The following is a 17,411-nucleotide window of genomic DNA, read 5'->3' on the forward strand; positions in this document are numbered from 1 at the left end:
TAATGAACAGACTTTACAGTGAAAGTGGTTACTTACTAATGCGAAATTTTCTTAGCGATGATGAAGTCTTAACATTACATAATGTAGTAGCAGAGTTTCATCGTTTATGGCAAAAGGCCAATGCCAGTTATTATGCGCAGACTGCGTTAAATTCCGCTTACCTGACTAATCGAGAATACTTAAATGATAAGCAGCGACAAGTGCTGTTTGATTTTATTGGTTCAGAAAAAGTAATGTCTATTGTTAATAAGTTGATTCCTATACAACCTTGTTTTTTAAATACGCAATTATTTTTTAATCCGGTCAACACTAACCAAAATAACTACTGGCACAGAGACCCACAATATCACCTCACTATTGAACAGCAAAAATCGGCTATTTTGTCTTCTGAAGTTATTCACTTTCGGCTACCTTTACTTGATGAACCTGGAATTGAATTAGTGCCAGGTACTCATAAACGATGGGATTCTACTGAAGAACTTAATGTGAGGTTAGAACAAGAGGGTCATAAAAATAACGAACCACTATCACAAGGAAAAGTGATAAAGCTCGACGCGGGTGATTTATTAATATTTTCGGCTAATATGATTCATCGTGGTTTATATGGTCTGGATCGCTTAGCTTTCGATATACTTTTTTGTCAGCCTGACCCAAGTGTTATTCACTTTGTCTCCAATGATGCTTTACCAAGTGCTGAAGCTTTAACAAGCCTTGAAGATTCTGCTGCTTTTGACAATACCATTAAGCTTAAATCAATTTAAATAATTAATCTCTAGACCATAAAAAAATCCGGCACATGGCCGGATTTTTTAAAAGTAAACTTGAATAATAGAAAGGTTATTCAACAATATCCATTTCTTCTATTAGGTTTGTAGCACCATCTACATGCTCCATAACCCAAAGCATATAGCGCACATCAACATGAATTGAGCGATTCAACTTAGTATCATAATCCCAGTCACCAATAATGCTTTCATAAACACCATCAAAGACTAAACCAACAAATTCAGCTTTATCGTTTAATGTTGGTGAGCCTGAGTTACCGCCGGTAATATCTAGGGTTCCTAAATAGTTAACAGGTACTGAACCGATCGCTTTTTTGGCATACTCACCGTATTGCTTCTTATTGATAAGATCTAATTGCTTTTGCGGTGCATCAAATGGTGCAATACCGGTATCTTTAGCAACAATACCTTCAAGGGTAGTATATGGCGTGGCGGTTAAACCATCTTGAGGAGAGTAACCTTTTACATTACCGTAAGTAATACGCAAAGTGCTGTTAGCATCGGCGTATACAGGCAAATCATTATCGTTGAAGTAAGCAATAAGGGCTTCCATATACTTAGGACGGAACGCTTGGATATTACCTGCTAGTTCTTTAGATTTATCTTCAATCGCTTTACGTTCTTTAAAGCTAGCAACAGCTAATTGAATAAACGGGTCTTTACTCTTATTAAAATCACTTACCGACCTATTCATCAGCGCTAAACGCTGATCTTGTGAATCAAGTTTAGTGTTTTTATACATTTTATCTAATTGCTTGCGAAGCTTCTTCTCGTTAAAGCTTTTAGCTGTGATATTTGTTAAACCAAAGAATTTATCGAATGATTTTAAACGCTCAGCTTTCGGCAAAGCAACATAGTGCGTTAACATGGCAACAAGAATTTCTTTATCAATTTTTTCATCATAACGACGATCAACAGATTTCATACTTTGTTCAAAACGAGCGATATCTCGCTCTTGATAACCATGCTCACGATCAATATTTGGCTTAGTGTTTTCAACCGCTAAGCGGTGAAGCCTTTTCGCTGTTGATAACATTTTGCTGTAACGCATATAACCTAAAATTAGATCACGTGCTTGTTGTTTATCATCCTTTTTAATTAACTTATCTAAACCAGATAATGCTTCGCCATATTGGGCTTTACGCTTTGCACTGCTGTTTAACCAGTTTGTTAAGTTTGTTTCAAGTACTTGCTTGCGTTGTAAGAAAGTACCTTTATTGTAACTGTGGATCATAGAACCATAATTTTTAGCATAGTTAGCAAGACCGGCTAATGTGCTTTCATATTTAATACGCGCTTCACTACCAACTTCTGAATGCGTATGAATTAAATCAATAATCTCTTCGCGGTAAGCTTTTGCGTGTGGGTATGTCCAAGAGAAGGTGTTTTCAACTTCATAGGCTGTACGGTAACGGTTAGTTCTACCTGGGTAGCCTAGAACCATGATGTAATCACCGTCATCAACACTGCTTTTGTTTACTTTTAAGTGATGCTTAGGTTTGTAAGGTACATTGTCTTTGCTGAAATCAGCAGGTTGACCATCTTTACCAACGTAGGCACGATAAAAACCGTAATCACCTGTGTGACGTGGCCACATCCAGTTGTCGATATCGCCGCCGTACTTACCTATGCTGCTTGCCGGTGCATGAACTAAACGAACATCACGAATAGTAAGCTGTTTGAATAAGTAATACTCCAAACCGCCATGAAAATTAACCACATTACAGCGGTATCTATCATCATTTTCACATTCAGCAACTAATTTTTTAGAATTAGTATCAACTGTTTTGTATCGATCGCTACCTGACATTTTTTCAGTAATGCCTGATTTTACCAGTTTAGTTACTTCGGTGATCTCTTCTGTGACATAAATACGGCTCCCAGGTGTTGCTGGTAATTCTTCAGAGAATTCCTTAGCTAAAAAGCCATTTTTAAGTAAGTTATTTTCTGCAGTTGAGTTGTATTGTACAGAGCCATAAACACAGTGATGGTTCGTTGCCACTAATCCTTGATCAGATACAAAAGATGCGGTGCAGCCACCTAAACTCACAATCGCGCCCATAGGGAAACCGGTAAGATCGGTTAAATCATTTGGATTTAACTTTAAACCTGCGTTGGTTAATTCCTTTGCAATAGTTGGTAATTGATTTGGTTGCCACATGCCTTCATCGGCCAATGCTGAACCTGCGCTTAGCGCCAGTGTTGGCAGTATTACTGACCAGCTCAGAAACTGTTTCATTTTAATCATAGCTATCCTACTTTTCTTATGCAGTTTTGAATCGAATCAAATTATTTATGGTGACTACATATTATGTTATTTAGTTGTTAATTATTTGATAATAAATATCGACAACGAAGTGTGCGCTAGTGATGAGTTTTAGTCAAAAAAAATAGCAAAAATTATTCATTTCAATTGTAAAGATAGGTTTCAAGAAATAATTAACTAAGTGCCATCATTGTATAAATCTCATCATTAACAGCAATCTACATTTCAAGATATAAAGCTAGGCGCTATTGCACTTCACTTGAATTTAAGCAACAAGTTGATCTATTTTACGGTAATTACAAATAAAAACAATTCTCACTTGTAATTGTAACTAAGTGTCATTATCATTAGCGCAAATAATATTAATTCTCGTTTCTATTTGAGTGATTCCATGAATAACGTCCTAAAATTTGTAGCCGTAAATACTCTACTTCTCGTTCATCAACAAAGCTTTGCAGCTAGTGAAACTGAGTTACAGAGCGAAATATCAAAACAAAAAGAACAACTGCAGTTAATTGAAAAACAATTAGCAGAATTGAAAACATCCATGGTTAGTGCGCAAGAGCAGCGTCATGAGGACAAATTAGCAAGTCGTCATAATGATAAAAACTGGCAAATTAACTCTTATGGTAGTGTGCTTTATAAAAGCGAAGAAATTTATCGTAATATTCAAGATCTTGACCCAGAGCGTAAAGCGACTACGGATTTAGAGCGAGTTGTTTTAGAGTTTGTCTACGACTTTGATGCTAAATGGCAAGTCGAAATTGAACTTGAATATGAGCATGGTGGGGTGGGATCAACACTTGAGTATGATGGTTTTGAAGAGTTCGGTGAATTTGAAACAGAAATTGAAGCAGGTGGCGAAGTAATTGTTGAAAAGCTGCAAGCAAAATATACCGCCAATGAAAACTTTACCATTAAAATGGGGCATATTTTTGTGCCTGTCGGTTTAGGTACAGATTTACATAAACCTGGTCAGTACTTTACTACTCAACGTTATTGGAGCGAAGCGTCGCTCATTCCGCAAGTATGGCACGAAACAGGTGTTAACTTGATCAGTAAATGGCAGGGATTTACCGCGCAAACCTTGATCACTACGGGGTTAAATTCAGAATACTTTCGAACGTATCAATGGGTCGCTACAGGACATCAAAAAAGATTTGAGCAAGTCAATGCCGATGATTTAGCACTAACTCTTCGTTTAGATTACGGCGATATAAAAGCTGGTAAAGGAATTGGTGTTAGTTATTACACCGGTGATACTTCAGGAAACCGTAATAATAGCACTAAGGTTGATGGTGACGGAAACCTCACTATTATAGGTCTTCACGGTGCTTACACTTACGAGAACTGGCTGATCAGAGGGCAATATCTCTTTGGTACCTTAGATGATAGCCAAGCGATAACCAATGCTAATAAAACTACACCGGGTTTGAAGCCAGGTAACTTTGCACAATTAGGCAGTGAAGCTGAATCGTCATTTGTTGAATTAGCCTATAACAGTCAAGGTCTTTTTAATTTAAGCAATCCTCTCTATTTATACACTACTTATGAATATGCCAACCCAATTAAAGAAGTTGAGCAAGGCAATGCAACCGACCGCTTTAATAAAGAGTCAGTGGCCTTAGGTATTAATTACTTTCCTATAAAAAACATTGTCTTAAAAGCACAAGTTGCGCAGCAAATGTATGCACAAAGTAATTTAGATGACAGCACAAGTTTCAGTCTATCGATGGGGTACTTTTTCTCTATATAAAATTTTAATAATAGGGTCTGTTGAACTTTCGAGATTGTTTTTGCAGCGAATTGTTGGGTATTTATACAAGGCAGAGCATTTGTCATGTGGTTATTCCACATAAAAAGGCGATAACACAGTAAAAATCCTCTACAAACGCTGCCCGAAGGATTCGGCTAAAAACGTTTTACTCTTTGTTAAGTAGTGTTTACTTAGAATTCTAGGTTACACACTACTCGCCGCGAATAAAACGCTTTTATCTCTAAAAAAGGCGAACAAAATTTAACCGCGAAAGGTTAACAGACCCTAATTAATCAATATCAATTTTTAAACAAGGAACACAATAAAATGTTAAAAAAATCACTTCTGGCTTTAGCCTTGTCGAGCGTATTTCTTACTGGCTGTGGCGGTAGTTCATCAAATGAAACTGTGGTAGAGCCGGAACCAAAAGGCTTCGCCTTTGAAGCAACAGAAATGATCACTAATTTAACCAATGATGTGATTGTTGCAGGTTACAAAAACCTTAATGATGAGGCAGCTGTTTTCTTGTTAGCCACCCAAACCTTAGTTAATACACCCACGGAAGATAACTTAGCGCTAGCTCAAAAAGCTTGGAAGGATGTTCGAGTACATTGGGAGCAAGGTGAATCTCATATCTTCGGCCCTGTTGATGCGCTTTCTATTGATCCTCATTTAGATACTTGGCCATTAAATACAAGTGATTTACAAGACTTATTAGATACGCAATCAGGCTTCAATGCGACTGAGTTAAAGGCATTTAATGATGATGTACAAGGTTTCCATACCATGGAGTTTTTGTTGTTTGGTGATGGTGTTGCCGACAATGAAAAAGCTATTGGAGAAATGACAGCTTTAGAACGTGAATACTTATCGGCTACTGCAGAGGTGTTTAAATCGCATACGCAAACATTGTTTGATGCTTGGACTGTTGCAAATGATCCAAACGATGCTAACTCTCCCGCTTATAAAGATTTATTACTGTCAGCAGATAATGCCGTTTACTCTTCTCAGTTAGGTGTAGTAGAAGAGTTAATTAACGGCATGATCGGCATAGTTGATGAAGTTGGTAATGGTAAAATTGCTGAACCTTTTGGTAGCAGCATTGATAACATTGATACCACAAAAGTAGAATCACAATATAGCTGGAACTCTCTAGCTGATTTTACTGACAATATTCAGGGTGTTCAAAATGTTTACCGCGGTGAATTCCTAGGGCAAGCAGATAAAACGGGCATTATCGATTTCGTTACTGCAGCAGATACTGCTATTGCAACTCGCGTAGATACTGAAATAGTTGATGCAATTGCAGCCATTAAAGCTATTGCTGGCGATAATAACTTACCTTTTAGACAAGCTATCAATGATGCAGATGGTCGCATTCGTATTCAAACGGCAATTGATACGTTAACCACATTGCAAGCTTCGTTAGAGAATGATGTGTTAACACAATTGAAAGAATGGCAGCAGTAGTCTTTTAGCCACTTAATCGTGAGTTTTTTCAAGGATGGATGTCGTGCACGGATGCACAACTTTTTAGAAGAATATCCTGGAAGTATTCCCCATGAAAAATTTAAGAAGAGCAAAATGGTCAAACTTGGCCATCATTATCGCCGGTGCGATAATTGTGTCTGGCTGTAATTCAAGCAGCTCAGATGAAGAAGAAGTATCCCAAGTTACTTATACCCATGTAAGTCAATTAGGTGGTGAAGCTACCGCTGTAAGTGCGAGTGATTCAGGGCATGGTTTTTCAACACCAATGCCCAATCTAACTAGCGAAGAATTGGATAAACATTTAACAGGTGATGCCCATTTTGAAACTGCATTCACTACGGCCCCTAATACGGAACACCCTGAACTCGATGGTTTAGGGCCTGTCTTTAATAATCAAGATTGTAATTCTTGTCACCAGCGTGATGGCCGATCTTCAACAATTACCCTAGCTCAGGGTCAAGAGCGTATATTGTTAGGCCCTGAAGCCGGTATTTTCTTACGTATGAGTATTGATGATGGCGAGTGTTCTACTCCATCTGAAGATAACAATTATTGTAAAAATTCCGGAGTTGACGGTTTTGGTACACAGTTATTCCATCGAGGTGTATTAAAAGCCAGAGATGATTGGCAAGAGAATCCATTCATCGGTCAAGCCGATGTCTATCTTGCCTATGAATACTCTACAGTCGAATATGCTGATGGCAGCTCTGTTGAACTTAAAAAACCAGTCTTTACCATTGAACAACCTTATGATGTTAGCGCTGAAAATCGTTTAGATAGCGCTATTTTGCAAGAGAATGTTCGATATAGTCCAAGAAATGGTATGCCAGTTTTTGGTTTAGGTTTACTTGAATTGATTAGTGAAGCTGACATTTTGGCTCTTGCCGATGAAAGCGATTCGAATGCAGATGGAATATCTGGTCGTCCGAATTGGGTTTTTGATCCAGTTAAAGCAAAAAATAATGACCCCAGCCCAGTCTCTTTAGGCCGTTTTGGTTGGAAAGCTAGTACACCCAGTGTACGTGTGCAGTCTCTAGGCGCTTTACGAGGTGATATGGGCGTAACCAATCCATTGTTTCCAGATGAAAGCATTGCTAACACGCCATTACATGAAAGTTATTTAGCACGGACAAACTTTGTTGATACAGGTATTGATGCACAAGGTAATACCGAAGCGTCGCAAGAATTTTCTGATGAAGTCGTCTTTTATGCTGAAACGTTAGCGGTACCAGCAAGACGTAATATTGAAGATGAAAGTGTAATTGCTGGTGCGCAGCTTTTTGATAAGGTTAATTGTACTGGTTGTCATCAACCTGAATTTACTACCGCAACAGGTGAGTTATTACTGGGTGGGTTAACAGCACCAGATGGTTTAAAAGGTCAAAAAATATACCCATTCACTGATATGTTGTTACATGATTTAGGTGAAGGTTTAGCTGATAATCGTCGTGACTTCACAGCAACGGGTGTTGAATGGAAAACGAGACCATTATGGGGCATAGGGTTAACTAAAACAGTTAATCCGGCTGCTGGGTTTCTACATGATGGCCGAGCAGCAACTGTTGAAGAAGCTATTTTATGGCACGGTGGCGAAGCGGAGCAAAGTAAAGCCGATTTTATGGCCATGACACAAGCAGACAGACAAGCTCTATTAAATTTTGTTATGTCATTATAGCTACTTGTAGAAATAGTATTGAACAGGATAAATAATGGACTGACTTAGCCATTATTTATCTTGAATCGCTGTGCTTACAGCAACTTTATTGAATAAGTAATTGTTTTTAATTGGTATAAATATCCAATAATAAAATTATTTGCAAGCCTGGTTGTTAATGACTCTCCAATCAAGCCCTGAGAACTTGAGCATTAACCCCTATGGGTTACTTAACATTGAAGCTGTGACCTTATTTAAATAAACAGCCTTTATCGTTCCAATAATTCTAATCGATTACTTTTTGAGAAGTAAAACTCACAGAGTTTTAACCGATAGCTTAACTTCTCTAGGGTGAGGGGCATTTCGCATAGACTATTTGAAATATCATCAAGCAAATACAGTTTTTGATGAAATATATTCTGATAATCATATGATGACAATTTAACCGAAAAAACATAATAATTACTGAATAAGTATTCACTAATTGAGTATCAATAGTGTAGAATTAGTATATACCAATTATTTATATGAAGAAGTTAAATGACGAGCAACCGAAAGCAGAAAGAATCCCTATTAGTTCAAGCATTTAAAAGATTATTGAAAGAACAGTGTTATGGTTCTCAAGGTCAGTTAGCTGAAGCACTTGCTTCGCAGGGGTTCGAAGATATGTCGCAAGCGAAGATTTCTCGCTTATTATCTAAGCTCGGTGCAGTTAAAACACGTAATACTAATAATGAAATGATTTATATACTGCCTGATGAATTGGCCGTACCTAAATCAAAGCAATCAATCGAATCAGTGGTATTGAGTGTTAAGCATAATCAAATGCAAATTATCTTAAAAACAGGTATAGGTGCTGCGCCATTAATTTCTCGTATGCTCGATAGTATGGGTGAGTCTGCAGGAATTTTAGGTACACTTGCCGGAGACGATACCATCTTTATTGCTCCAGTTGATGTCGATAATATTGAAGAAATTACTATTTCAATTCGTAACCTATTAGCTGTAAAGGATGAGCAATAAATAATAACTTTGGCGGCCTAGAATAAGATATCCTCGTTTATATCTGCGAGGATTCACTTCAGCCCCCCTGTGATAACTATAAAGCCCTCATCGACCTTCACCTCGATAGCTAAAGCCTAATCTAATTCTTTTTGCCCGTTATAAGATAAACTTACATTACAAGCAAAGCATATATTACCCCTGCTAAGTTAACGACGAGCGTTTTGATTGCACTGGAAAATAGCTATCACCCTATTAAATATCAATAAACGATAACTCTATTTGAGCTTATGGTGTCAATTGAGCTAGATCTCGAACACCCATAGATACGCTACCGCTAATATTTTTTATTTGCATGATACTTTATTATTGTAGGTCAAAACATAACCCTAGTTCCTGCTTTAACATGCCCCTATTGATAATAGAGAGTAGGAAAACTAATGAGTTCAATTCCAGAGTACATGACAAAAAAGCATAGAGAGTGCGATGAGTTCTTTTCTGAAGCAGAAGCCGCTGTTGCTGATAAAGATTGGTCATTAGCGTTAGCTAAATGGCAACTATTCGCCAGTGAACTAACTGAACATTTAGCCCAAGAAGAAGAGACTTTATTTCCACAGTTCGAACAAGCTACTGGTATGACTAGTGGGCCGACACAAGTCATGCGCATGGAACATCAACAAATGCGTGCTTTGGTGCAGTCACTTGATAATGCGCTGGCCGCAAAAGATAAAGATGAATACTTAGGTTTATCTGAAACCTTGATGGTAATGATGCAGCAACATAATATGAAAGAAGAAATGATGCTTTATCCTATGATGGCGCAACACTTAACCGATGGCGAACAGCTTATCGAAGGGTTCAAAGCCAACGAAGCCGTTTAAGCAATTATGGAGTTTGTTGCCATAGATGTAAGTGAACTCGCTCCACCTGAGCCAATGACAGTGATATTAACTGCTTTGGCTAATTTGGAGCAAGGTGATTGCTTATTGGTCACCCATAGACGACAGCCCTTTCCTTTGTATGAAAAACTGATTCAAGCGGGTTGGGCGTACCACTGTCAGGTACATAGCGATGATCATATTTCATTGTTTATTTATCGCCAAATAGCACAACAATTGTTTGAACAACATTTTAATGATCGAAACTTTCAATCCAAAGGCTAGCTATGAATATGTCAGGCTTGTCATTTAATGCTTTACCACCAATCGACTTACCTTTTCGCTTTTTCCTGAGTGCGCCTCTTTTCATTATCGTTTGTGCGTTGTTAGTTTTGTTTTCAGGTGAAATACTTTGGTTTAGTCGCTGGCAACCTAATATGCTGGCGCTTATGCATGGTTTTACCTTAGGGTTTTTAACTATGGTGATGATGGGTGCATTATTACAGTTATTACCGGTAATTGGCGGTATTGGCATCGGTAAACCTCGATTCATTGCGACGACGAGCCACGCTTTGTATAGTGCTGGCGTAATAACCTTAATGCTAAGCTTTGTACTTGCGAATAACTGGCTAACCTTGACTGCGTTAGTCCTACTTAGTCTAGGGTTAGGCATTTATCTTGGCGCTATTATTTGGGTGTTAATCAAAAAGATGAGCCAAGGAGATTCTATTAACTGCTTTCGATTAGCGATAGCATCCTTGACGATATTGCTACTACTCGGAATATTGCTGTTAGCAAATAAAGTGGGCGTTACAGTGCCATTTATTCTGTATGATAAACACCTGACCGATATTCATGCACTCATGGGACTTGTTGGCTGGGCAGGAATATTAATTATTGCTGTGAGCTTTCAAGTTCTTCCAATGTTTCATGTAGCTCCTAATATGCCTAAATACATTCGACAGTACCTGGGTGTTTGCACTTTTACTTTATTGATCGCTTATATTTTTTACACAGAGCTAGCCTTAGGTTTACTTTTTATCAGCCAAGGTGGATTTGCTCTTACCTTATTATATGTTATCAACCAACGGAAACGTAAGGTTCCCGATACAAGCATTAAGTACTGGAAACTATCAGCGGCAACATTGCTACTGTTGAACCTGTTGTATTTTTTACCTGATAGCTTTTATAGCTCAACGCACAGTCCTTTATTTATGGCATTACCCGATAAAACTATGTTACTGACCGCCATTTTCATTTATTTTTATTTGCTCTCAGTTATTCAAGGTATGTTACTAAAAATATTACCCTTTCTGAGTTACACTCATCTGCAACAGCGCTGTTTGGTTGATTTTTCTGCGATGCAATTTATTCCTCATATGCATGAGTTTTTAAATAAAAAGCATGGGATAGTCCTTTTCTATATGCATATCATGAGTGGTTTATCACTATTAGCCGTAATCATTATGCCGAGCTTATATTTTATTTTCGCTCTTTTTTTATTGCTTGAGTTTGTATGGTTATTCGTTTTAATGATGAAATGTATGGCTTTATATTTTAGCGTCAACAAGAAAATTAACTTGTCCAATACAGCGTAACTGATTAGTATGCTCGCTATTAAGATCAATTAGTCCAATTGGTTTAACTTTTCGTAAGATAAATAGGTCTTTATATGAATACGGTCACCATAGTGTCAGCTAAAAAATCATCACAGTTGATAACACCTTCAAAAGTTGTTTGTATAGGTCGTAATTATGTTGATCATATCAAAGAGCTGGCTAATGAAATTCCTGATGAAATGGTGGTATTTTTAAAACCAAACTCAGCTATTAATAATGTGCTTACTGCTAAGCACAACGGGGATGTATTACATTATGAAGCAGAATTAAGCTTTCTTTATCAAGGAGGGAAGTTTACTGCTGTGGCACTTGGTCTTGATTTAACCAAACGCGAAGTACAAGGGAAATTAAAAGCGAAGGGACTTCCTTGGGAACGAGCTAAGGCATTTGATAACTCAGCTATTTTTAGTGACTTTGTCAGTATAGAGCAGGAGGATATACAGCAATTGAATTTATCACTTTTGATTAATGATGCTCCTAAGCAACAAGGCGGTGTTAATTTAATGATGGCAAAACCTGATGACATCCTAAGAGAAATACAAAGCTTTATCAGTCTTGAAGATGGCGATATTGTCATGACAGGTACACCTAAAGGTGTGGGTGTTATAGGTGGAAATGATCGCTTTACTGGCCAAGTCTATTTGAGTCAGCAAGGTACTCTCGCGGATAATAAAGTATTACTTGACTGCAACTGGTTAGCGCAGTAATTCCCTTACCAAGATAGACTATTTATTATTAAAGCTGCAAAGCTTTGCTACACTTAATATATACCCAAGCTACCTGAAGGTGTGCCTCTTCAAGTAACTTGGGTATAGGCTCCTTTATACCTCATTGATAGGAAAGGCTATGGAATACGAATTTGTACACGACGCTATAACTGGCGAAGCCCGCGCGCTCTTTTCATTAGAGCACGAGGTTATAGGTCCGTGGATGGAAGTTGAACTTGGGCACAGCATTACTAAGCTTACTGAGCTATTAACTGCGATAGATAATATCGAAACAGGTCAGGCTCAAGAACTGCTTATCGCAGGCAGTGAATACTCTATCACGCTGAATAATGAAGATGTATCAATTCAAACTAATGTGAGCATGAACGGTTCATTAAATGGCAGCGGCGAAGGTTTACCTGATATGTTAACAGACGAGCATATTCACCTAGATCAAAATGAAGTGGCCAGTTGTGGTTTAGATGACTTTAGAGTGCTATTACTTTCTTGGGGGAAGTTTACTAACGGTTTGCGATAAACCACTGGTGACCCCAAGTAAAGATGCTTCGAGAGCATCTTTACTGAGTTGGTTATAGGGTTACCCCGTTATTCTTCTTTTTTGCTCTTAGTAAATTCTAAGACAAGATTTTGTAAAGTCTCTTCATCAATTGCTAAAATCTTACAGACATTTTCTTGCACATAGGACCAGTCTGCACTAGAACAATCTGAATGCTTTATTGAAACTATTTGTTCACTCAATTTTAGTACAGCAAATAAATCTTGCTCATGTGAGCCATTCAGTTTGTTAATAAAGTGCCGATCACGGTGTTGTAAAATTATTTGGCAAACGTCTTTAGGTAAACGCCATGAACTGGCAACGTAATAACCAATAGTCGCATGATTCACGCCATAATGTTTCTCTTCGACCTCAGTTAGTGCAAGCTCTGGCGTTGTTAATGCGTTATCTAATACTTGTTGGTAGTCACTATATTTCATTGCCATCACTGGTACGCCGCAGGCATGAAATAATCCTAAACTGAAAAATCTATCATTAGCAATATCAGGCTTATACCTTTGGCCTAGCAACATCGCCATATTTGCAATGTCGGAAGTTTTTTGCCAAAAATCTTCTAAATTTATACTGCAGTTTTTTGGGTCAAAACTCTTTTTAAGTAAACTACCCGTAACTAACCTTACGACACCAAAAATACCAATATAGTTAACCGACATTTTAATATCAGTGATGGTTCTACCTAGGCCATATAGAGGGGAATTTATGGTTTTTAATATAGTGGCGCTTACCGCTATATCTTTACTAATAGCGCGGCTAATAGCATTAATATCCGGGCTTGCTTCTGCCATAAGTGTTAGTAACTCGAGCAGTAGTTTAGGCTGGGCTGGAACTGAGAAACCACGGCCAATATCATCTAAAACACTTTGATCAACAATTAACATAAAACTAATAAAAGGCTATAAAAATATTACGTTAGTGTATGTTATTAAAATTCCGCTTGCTATATCCCTCATCAAATTAATGAAGCTTTTTGTATGGAGATATTTCTCAATACACTGGAAAAAAACAAATGCTTTGCTTATTACTTTTTAAGGGGATAGACACTGATCTTTGAAGGAAAATAAATACGGCCAATTAGTGCGTAATATAAATCATCATCACGAAAAATCCGATGAAGATAGCATTGAATGCGAGAATATAAGTAAAGCCTTTAATACCCTCTTTAAGGCTGTAATTATGAGCGTTGAGATACCAAACCCAAATGGCACACATAATAATAGGCATTAAAAAGAAAAACTTGATCATAAAGCAACCTCTGCTTGGTTAAATAAATACTTCTGAAGCGGTTATTTTTGCTGACTTCATCGCTAAGTTTACTTGCAATAGGTCAGCTATTGGCGCATAAGCTTAGCCAGAACTAAGCAAAACTACCTCACTATATAATAGTAAAAAAATAAAGCATTGTATTTCCATTCACTAGCCACGTTGAAAATGAGTTTAAGCTAATTAGATTGAGCTTGAATTAGGGATGTCTCATTCCAAGGAGCAACTTTAAACAACATTAACATGCCTGGAACAGCTAAAGCTGTGCAAAGGAAATAAAAATTTGTCCAACCAATTGCTTCAACAATCACTCCAGTCGTTGCATTGGCAAAGGTACGTGGCACCACGGCTAGTGCGGTAAATAAGGCAATTTGTGTTGCGGCAAAGGCAGGGTTAGTTGTTTTGGCAATAAAGGCAGTAAAAGCCGCTGTGCCTAAACCAACGCCTAGATATTCAAAGCCCATGGCCATGGCTAAAGCATAGGTGTTATGCCCAATTTCAGCGAGAGCCGCAAAGCCTAAAATACTTAGAATTTGGACAAAACCAAACAGCCATAACGCTCGATTAATGCTAAGTTTAACCATGACTAGGCCACCCACGACAATACCAATGGTCATGGCAATTAATGATGATGTCTTGGCAATTACGCCTATTTCGGTCTTACTAAAGCCCATGTCAATAAAGAAAGGCGTTTGCAATGCTGTTGCCATATTGTCGCCTAATTTATAGAGCACCAGAAATAATAATGTATAACCTGCAGATTTAAGTCCTTTGCTTTGAATGAAGTCCTTAAAGGGCAATACTACGGCTTCTTGTAAGCTTTTAGGAGCAGAATGCTCAGAATCAAGCTCTTTAATAAAAAGGGTTAACAATACGCCTAATAACATGAAAGCTGAGACTATGACGAAAACAGATTGCCAACTCATATGATCAGCTAATATAAAAGCAAGTGAACCAGGTACTAGTCCAGAAAGCCGATATGCTTGCACATGAATTGAGTTACCTAAACCGAGCTCGTTATCGGGCAGTAACTCTCGTCGATAAGCATCAAGCACTATATCTTGGCTTGCACTAAAAAAAGCGACTGCTGCAGCTAAGTAAGCCACTGACCATATATCCATAATGGGATTAACAAAGCCGAAAGCGGCAATGGATCCCAATAATAAAAGCTGTGTAGCTAACATCCAGCTACGTCGACGACCAAATATGCCGAGTGAATAGCGATCCATTAATGGCGACCATAGAAACTTCCAAACATACGGGATGCCAATTAATGAAAATAACCCTATTTCAGTGAGGCTTACTCCTTCATCTCGTAACCAGCCAGGTACTAATTGGTACAAAACAAATAAGGGGAGACCGGAACTAAAACCAGTAAAAATACAAATAAGCATGCGCTTATTTAAAATAGCTTCTTTAAATGAGCTGTTTTGTACTTGGCTAGTTGTGGGCATTTGCGGCATTAGCGAGTAACTTAAAATTAGGTTTTTATTTCTTCTAAGTTTATCAGAGGCTTGTTGTTTGCAGAAGCGGTATACTCTATTTGGCTCATATTTTAGTCGTGTACCGCCAATTGACTCCGTTAAGGAATAGGTCGCCAGCCAATACAATCTATAGGGTAGCTACCAACACCGTTAAAAAAATCTAAACAAGTATTCATTTCACTTTTGAAAAACAAATCTTGGGTTAGGGCTTGGGCACCCCGTAAACTGACTTCATGCATCAAGTGCCAAAATACCCGCTCTTTCGCGCTATGTGGAGTTTCATCAATAACTTTTAATAATGTCCATTCAGACATAGTATCAGCAATAAAATGGTCGAGTTCAGTATAGTGTAATTTTTGCTGGATGACTGCGCTCACGTAAGTATGCATTTGTAGTATTTTATGATCGATAAATTGTTCAATTATCATGAAGTCTCCTTAAAATACATGTACTTTTTAGTACAGAAGATGACGATGGTTAACGATAAATTTAATTTTCACTGAAAAGTATTAAGGCCTTTACTACTGCTTTTGGGCTTGAAATGAATTGCGAGAAAATTTGTTGGCTAACTTATGTATCGGTGATAGTTGCCTTTTTGTCAAAGAAAAAGTACTTTTTTATTTAGCGCGTATTGAAAATTCAAGATAGTTTTAGCGACTAAAGCGCAACAAGTTTTTATATTTTTTGTAAGTGACAGCAGGTGAATATTATAAATAAACCTATTAGTCAGCAGGTAACAATGTTGCCTTAATTAACGTAACTGGTTTTACCGGTACATCATTCCAAGCCATTGCTTCGTTATAATCTGTTGGTACTTTTGCGATTGCTTCTAGCACTTCTTCACCCTCAATAATCGCGCCAAAAACGGCATAACCCCACTTTCTCCCAGGATCTAACGATGTATTATCGGCAAGGTTAAAAAAGAATTGTCGATTGGCAGTATGCGGTCGGTTTTCTTTTGCCATCGCAATAGTACCTATTTCGTTTTTTAGACCGTTTCCTGACTCATTAATAATGTTTTTGCCCAATTCTTTGGCGGTAAATTTTGCGTCATAAGCACCACCTTGCACAATAAAATCGTCTATTATGCGATGGAATATAGTGTTGTTATATTCACCTTTTACCACATACTCAAGAAAATTATTTACGGTAATTGGTGCTTTCACTCTGTCGAGTTCAACCACAATAACACCCATAGATGTTTCTAATTTTACTTTAGGATAAATATTAGTTGGATCAACCGCATAGCTAAAGCTACTTAAGGTTAAAAGGGTGCTTGCAATAATAAAGTGAACAATATTTTTCAAAATTACCTACCAATGAATAGAAGTATTTGTTGTATTGGCTACAACTATAAGAAGGTTTTAATATCTTTACTGATTAAAACTTGCTTTATCAATGTACTTAAATGCTGATTAAACTCTCGCTCTAATACCGCGATATCAGCGTTAAGAGCGCCTTCACTATGTGCTCTATTTTTAAAACTGCTAGTTAATGTTTGTTTGCTATTATCGATTGTAACTTTGATGATAATTTCGCTTTGAGTACTGTAACTGACACTTTCCTGTTCAACACTGATGATCGCCTTCTCTATAGTCATAGTGATCTTATTATTTGCAGAGTTAGTGAAGGTTAACCCTTGTTGTTGCCACTGCTTTGTTATGAGCCCTTGAATAATATCTTCAAGACGTTGTTCAGATGAAAGAATGATTGCCGCTTCATCTTTTTCTAAAATCTGAATGATATGAGGACTAGTACGCATATCGACAACACTCAGTTGCGCTTCTTTGCCTGAGAGCTGATTTGACGGAGAAAGGTAAACTTGGGGAGCAACGATCAGATGTGTTGGTGCTGTACCACAGCCAATAAGACTAGCAAGTAATAATAGCAAAGTGATTAATTTTAATGTAGTGATATGCATTCGAGTCTCTT

16 protein-coding genes and 1 pseudogene are annotated in these 17,411 nt (G+C 37.6%); 10 read left to right on the forward strand and 7 right to left on the reverse strand.

Annotation, left to right across the window (positions count from 1 at the left end; genetic code table 11):
- The first annotated feature begins 2 nt into the window (after positions 1–2).
- Positions 3–761 (forward strand): phytanoyl-CoA dioxygenase family protein, encoded by a 759-nt coding sequence (locus ND2E_RS06190; RefSeq protein WP_033094799.1) that lies wholly within the window; start codon positions 3–5, stop codon positions 759–761.
- Between the two features lie 76 nt (positions 762–837).
- Here ND2E_RS06190 and ND2E_RS06185 read toward each other — a convergent pair whose 3' ends face one another.
- Positions 838–3,033 (reverse strand): S46 family peptidase, encoded by a 2,196-nt coding sequence (locus ND2E_RS06185; protein WP_190277851.1) that lies wholly within the window; start codon positions 3,031–3,033, stop codon positions 838–840.
- A gap of 409 nt (positions 3,034–3,442) precedes the next feature.
- Here ND2E_RS06185 and ND2E_RS06180 point away from each other — a divergent pair, with 409 nt between their 5' ends.
- Positions 3,443–4,807 (forward strand): hypothetical protein, encoded by a 1,365-nt coding sequence (locus tag ND2E_RS06180; RefSeq protein WP_033094800.1) that lies wholly within the window; start codon positions 3,443–3,445, stop codon positions 4,805–4,807.
- Here ND2E_RS06180 and ND2E_RS23360 read toward each other — a convergent pair.
- Positions 4,778–5,005, reverse strand: a pseudogene (locus tag ND2E_RS23360) (hypothetical protein). The gene ND2E_RS06180 and the pseudogene ND2E_RS23360 sit on opposite strands and share 30 nt — an antisense overlap.
- Positions 5,006–5,134: 129 nt before the next feature.
- Here ND2E_RS23360 and ND2E_RS06175 point away from each other — a divergent pair.
- The 8 genes from ND2E_RS06175 to ND2E_RS06140 all read left to right on the forward strand — a co-directional run bounded on the left by ND2E_RS06175 (position 5,135) and on the right by ND2E_RS06140 (position 12,696).
- Positions 5,135–6,277 (forward strand): imelysin family protein, encoded by a 1,143-nt coding sequence (locus ND2E_RS06175; RefSeq protein WP_033094801.1) that lies wholly within the window; start codon positions 5,135–5,137, stop codon positions 6,275–6,277.
- Positions 6,278–6,368: 91 nt separating this feature from the next.
- Positions 6,369–7,973, forward strand: coding sequence for a di-heme oxidoredictase family protein (locus ND2E_RS06170; protein WP_033094802.1), 1,605 nt, complete (start codon positions 6,369–6,371; stop codon positions 7,971–7,973).
- 519 nt (positions 7,974–8,492) lie between these two features.
- Positions 8,493–8,975 carry a transcriptional regulator ArgR gene (gene argR / locus ND2E_RS06165; protein ID WP_033094803.1) on the forward strand — a complete coding sequence of 161 codons (483 nt, stop codon included), beginning with the start codon at positions 8,493–8,495 and terminating at the stop codon, positions 8,973–8,975.
- A 419-nt stretch (positions 8,976–9,394) separates the two neighbouring features.
- Positions 9,395–9,835 (forward strand): hemerythrin domain-containing protein, encoded by a 441-nt coding sequence (locus ND2E_RS06160; RefSeq protein ID WP_033094804.1) that lies wholly within the window; start codon positions 9,395–9,397, stop codon positions 9,833–9,835.
- 6 nt (positions 9,836–9,841) lie between these two features.
- On the forward strand, positions 9,842–10,117 hold the full coding sequence (locus ND2E_RS06155) for a DUF2249 domain-containing protein (protein ID WP_033094805.1): 276 nt from the start codon (positions 9,842–9,844) through the stop codon (positions 10,115–10,117).
- Positions 10,118–10,119: 2 nt separating this feature from the next.
- Complete coding sequence (locus ND2E_RS06150) at positions 10,120–11,430, forward strand: hypothetical protein (RefSeq protein ID WP_033094806.1); 1,311 nt, start codon at positions 10,120–10,122, stop codon at positions 11,428–11,430.
- 74 nt (positions 11,431–11,504) lie between these two features.
- Entirely contained in the window at positions 11,505–12,158 is a 654-nt protein-coding gene (locus ND2E_RS06145) for a fumarylacetoacetate hydrolase family protein (RefSeq protein WP_033094807.1), read from the forward strand.
- A 139-nt stretch (positions 12,159–12,297) separates the two neighbouring features.
- Positions 12,298–12,696: a YacL family protein gene (locus ND2E_RS06140; RefSeq protein WP_033094808.1), complete on the forward strand. Its 399-nt coding sequence runs from the start codon at positions 12,298–12,300 to the stop codon at positions 12,694–12,696.
- 68 nt (positions 12,697–12,764) lie between these two features.
- Here the strand turns inward: ND2E_RS06140 and ND2E_RS06135 are convergent, their stop codons facing one another.
- The 5 genes from ND2E_RS06135 to ND2E_RS06115 form a co-directional block, all read right to left on the reverse strand.
- A complete protein-coding gene (locus ND2E_RS06135; RefSeq protein WP_033094809.1) occupies positions 12,765–13,613 on the reverse strand; it encodes an HDOD domain-containing protein in 849 nt (282 codons plus the stop codon).
- A gap of 561 nt (positions 13,614–14,174) precedes the next feature.
- On the reverse strand, positions 14,175–15,458 hold the full coding sequence (locus ND2E_RS06130) for an AmpG family muropeptide MFS transporter (protein ID WP_223303655.1): 1,284 nt from the start codon (positions 15,456–15,458) through the stop codon (positions 14,175–14,177).
- 119 nt (positions 15,459–15,577) lie between these two features.
- Positions 15,578–15,907 (reverse strand): hypothetical protein, encoded by a 330-nt coding sequence (locus ND2E_RS06125; RefSeq protein ID WP_033094810.1) that lies wholly within the window; start codon positions 15,905–15,907, stop codon positions 15,578–15,580.
- Positions 15,908–16,201: 294 nt separating this feature from the next.
- Positions 16,202–16,777, reverse strand: coding sequence for a peptidylprolyl isomerase (locus ND2E_RS06120; protein WP_033094873.1), 576 nt, complete (start codon positions 16,775–16,777; stop codon positions 16,202–16,204).
- Positions 16,778–16,830: 53 nt separating this feature from the next.
- The gene (locus tag ND2E_RS06115) at positions 16,831–17,400 is read right to left on the reverse strand and encodes a YajG family lipoprotein (protein WP_033094811.1); all 570 of its coding nucleotides are present in this window, start codon (positions 17,398–17,400) and stop codon (positions 16,831–16,833) included.
- Positions 17,401–17,411: the final 11 nt, after the last annotated feature.

The sequence above is a fragment of the Colwellia psychrerythraea genome, assembly GCF_000764225.1.
GTDB classification, from domain to species: domain Bacteria; phylum Pseudomonadota; class Gammaproteobacteria; order Enterobacterales; family Alteromonadaceae; genus Colwellia; species Colwellia psychrerythraea_D.

Coding starts and splice junctions, on each gene's coding strand:
- ND2E_RS06180 (WP_033094800.1), top strand. CDS start 3,443: ATGAATAACGTCCTAAAATTTGTAGCCGTAAATACTCTACTTCTCGTT.
- ND2E_RS06125 (WP_033094810.1), bottom strand. CDS start 15,907: ATGATAATTGAACAATTTATCGATCATAAAATACTACAAATGCATACT.
- argR (WP_033094803.1), top strand. CDS start 8,493: ATGACGAGCAACCGAAAGCAGAAAGAATCCCTATTAGTTCAAGCATTT.
- ND2E_RS06185 (WP_190277851.1), bottom strand. CDS start 3,033: ATGATTAAAATGAAACAGTTTCTGAGCTGGTCAGTAATACTGCCAACA.
- ND2E_RS06160 (WP_033094804.1), top strand. CDS start 9,395: ATGAGTTCAATTCCAGAGTACATGACAAAAAAGCATAGAGAGTGCGAT.
- ND2E_RS06190 (WP_033094799.1), top strand. CDS start 3: ATGAACAGACTTTACAGTGAAAGTGGTTACTTACTAATGCGAAATTTT.
- ND2E_RS06140 (WP_033094808.1), top strand. CDS start 12,298: ATGGAATACGAATTTGTACACGACGCTATAACTGGCGAAGCCCGCGCG.
- ND2E_RS06170 (WP_033094802.1), top strand. CDS start 6,369: ATGAAAAATTTAAGAAGAGCAAAATGGTCAAACTTGGCCATCATTATC.
- ND2E_RS06135 (WP_033094809.1), bottom strand. CDS start 13,613: ATGTTAATTGTTGATCAAAGTGTTTTAGATGATATTGGCCGTGGTTTC.
- ND2E_RS06155 (WP_033094805.1), top strand. CDS start 9,842: ATGGAGTTTGTTGCCATAGATGTAAGTGAACTCGCTCCACCTGAGCCA.
- ND2E_RS06150 (WP_033094806.1), top strand. CDS start 10,120: ATGAATATGTCAGGCTTGTCATTTAATGCTTTACCACCAATCGACTTA.
- ND2E_RS06115 (WP_033094811.1), bottom strand. CDS start 17,400: ATGCATATCACTACATTAAAATTAATCACTTTGCTATTATTACTTGCT.
- ND2E_RS06130 (WP_223303655.1), bottom strand. CDS start 15,458: ATGCCGCAAATGCCCACAACTAGCCAAGTACAAAACAGCTCATTTAAA.
- ND2E_RS06145 (WP_033094807.1), top strand. CDS start 11,505: ATGAATACGGTCACCATAGTGTCAGCTAAAAAATCATCACAGTTGATA.
- ND2E_RS06175 (WP_033094801.1), top strand. CDS start 5,135: ATGTTAAAAAAATCACTTCTGGCTTTAGCCTTGTCGAGCGTATTTCTT.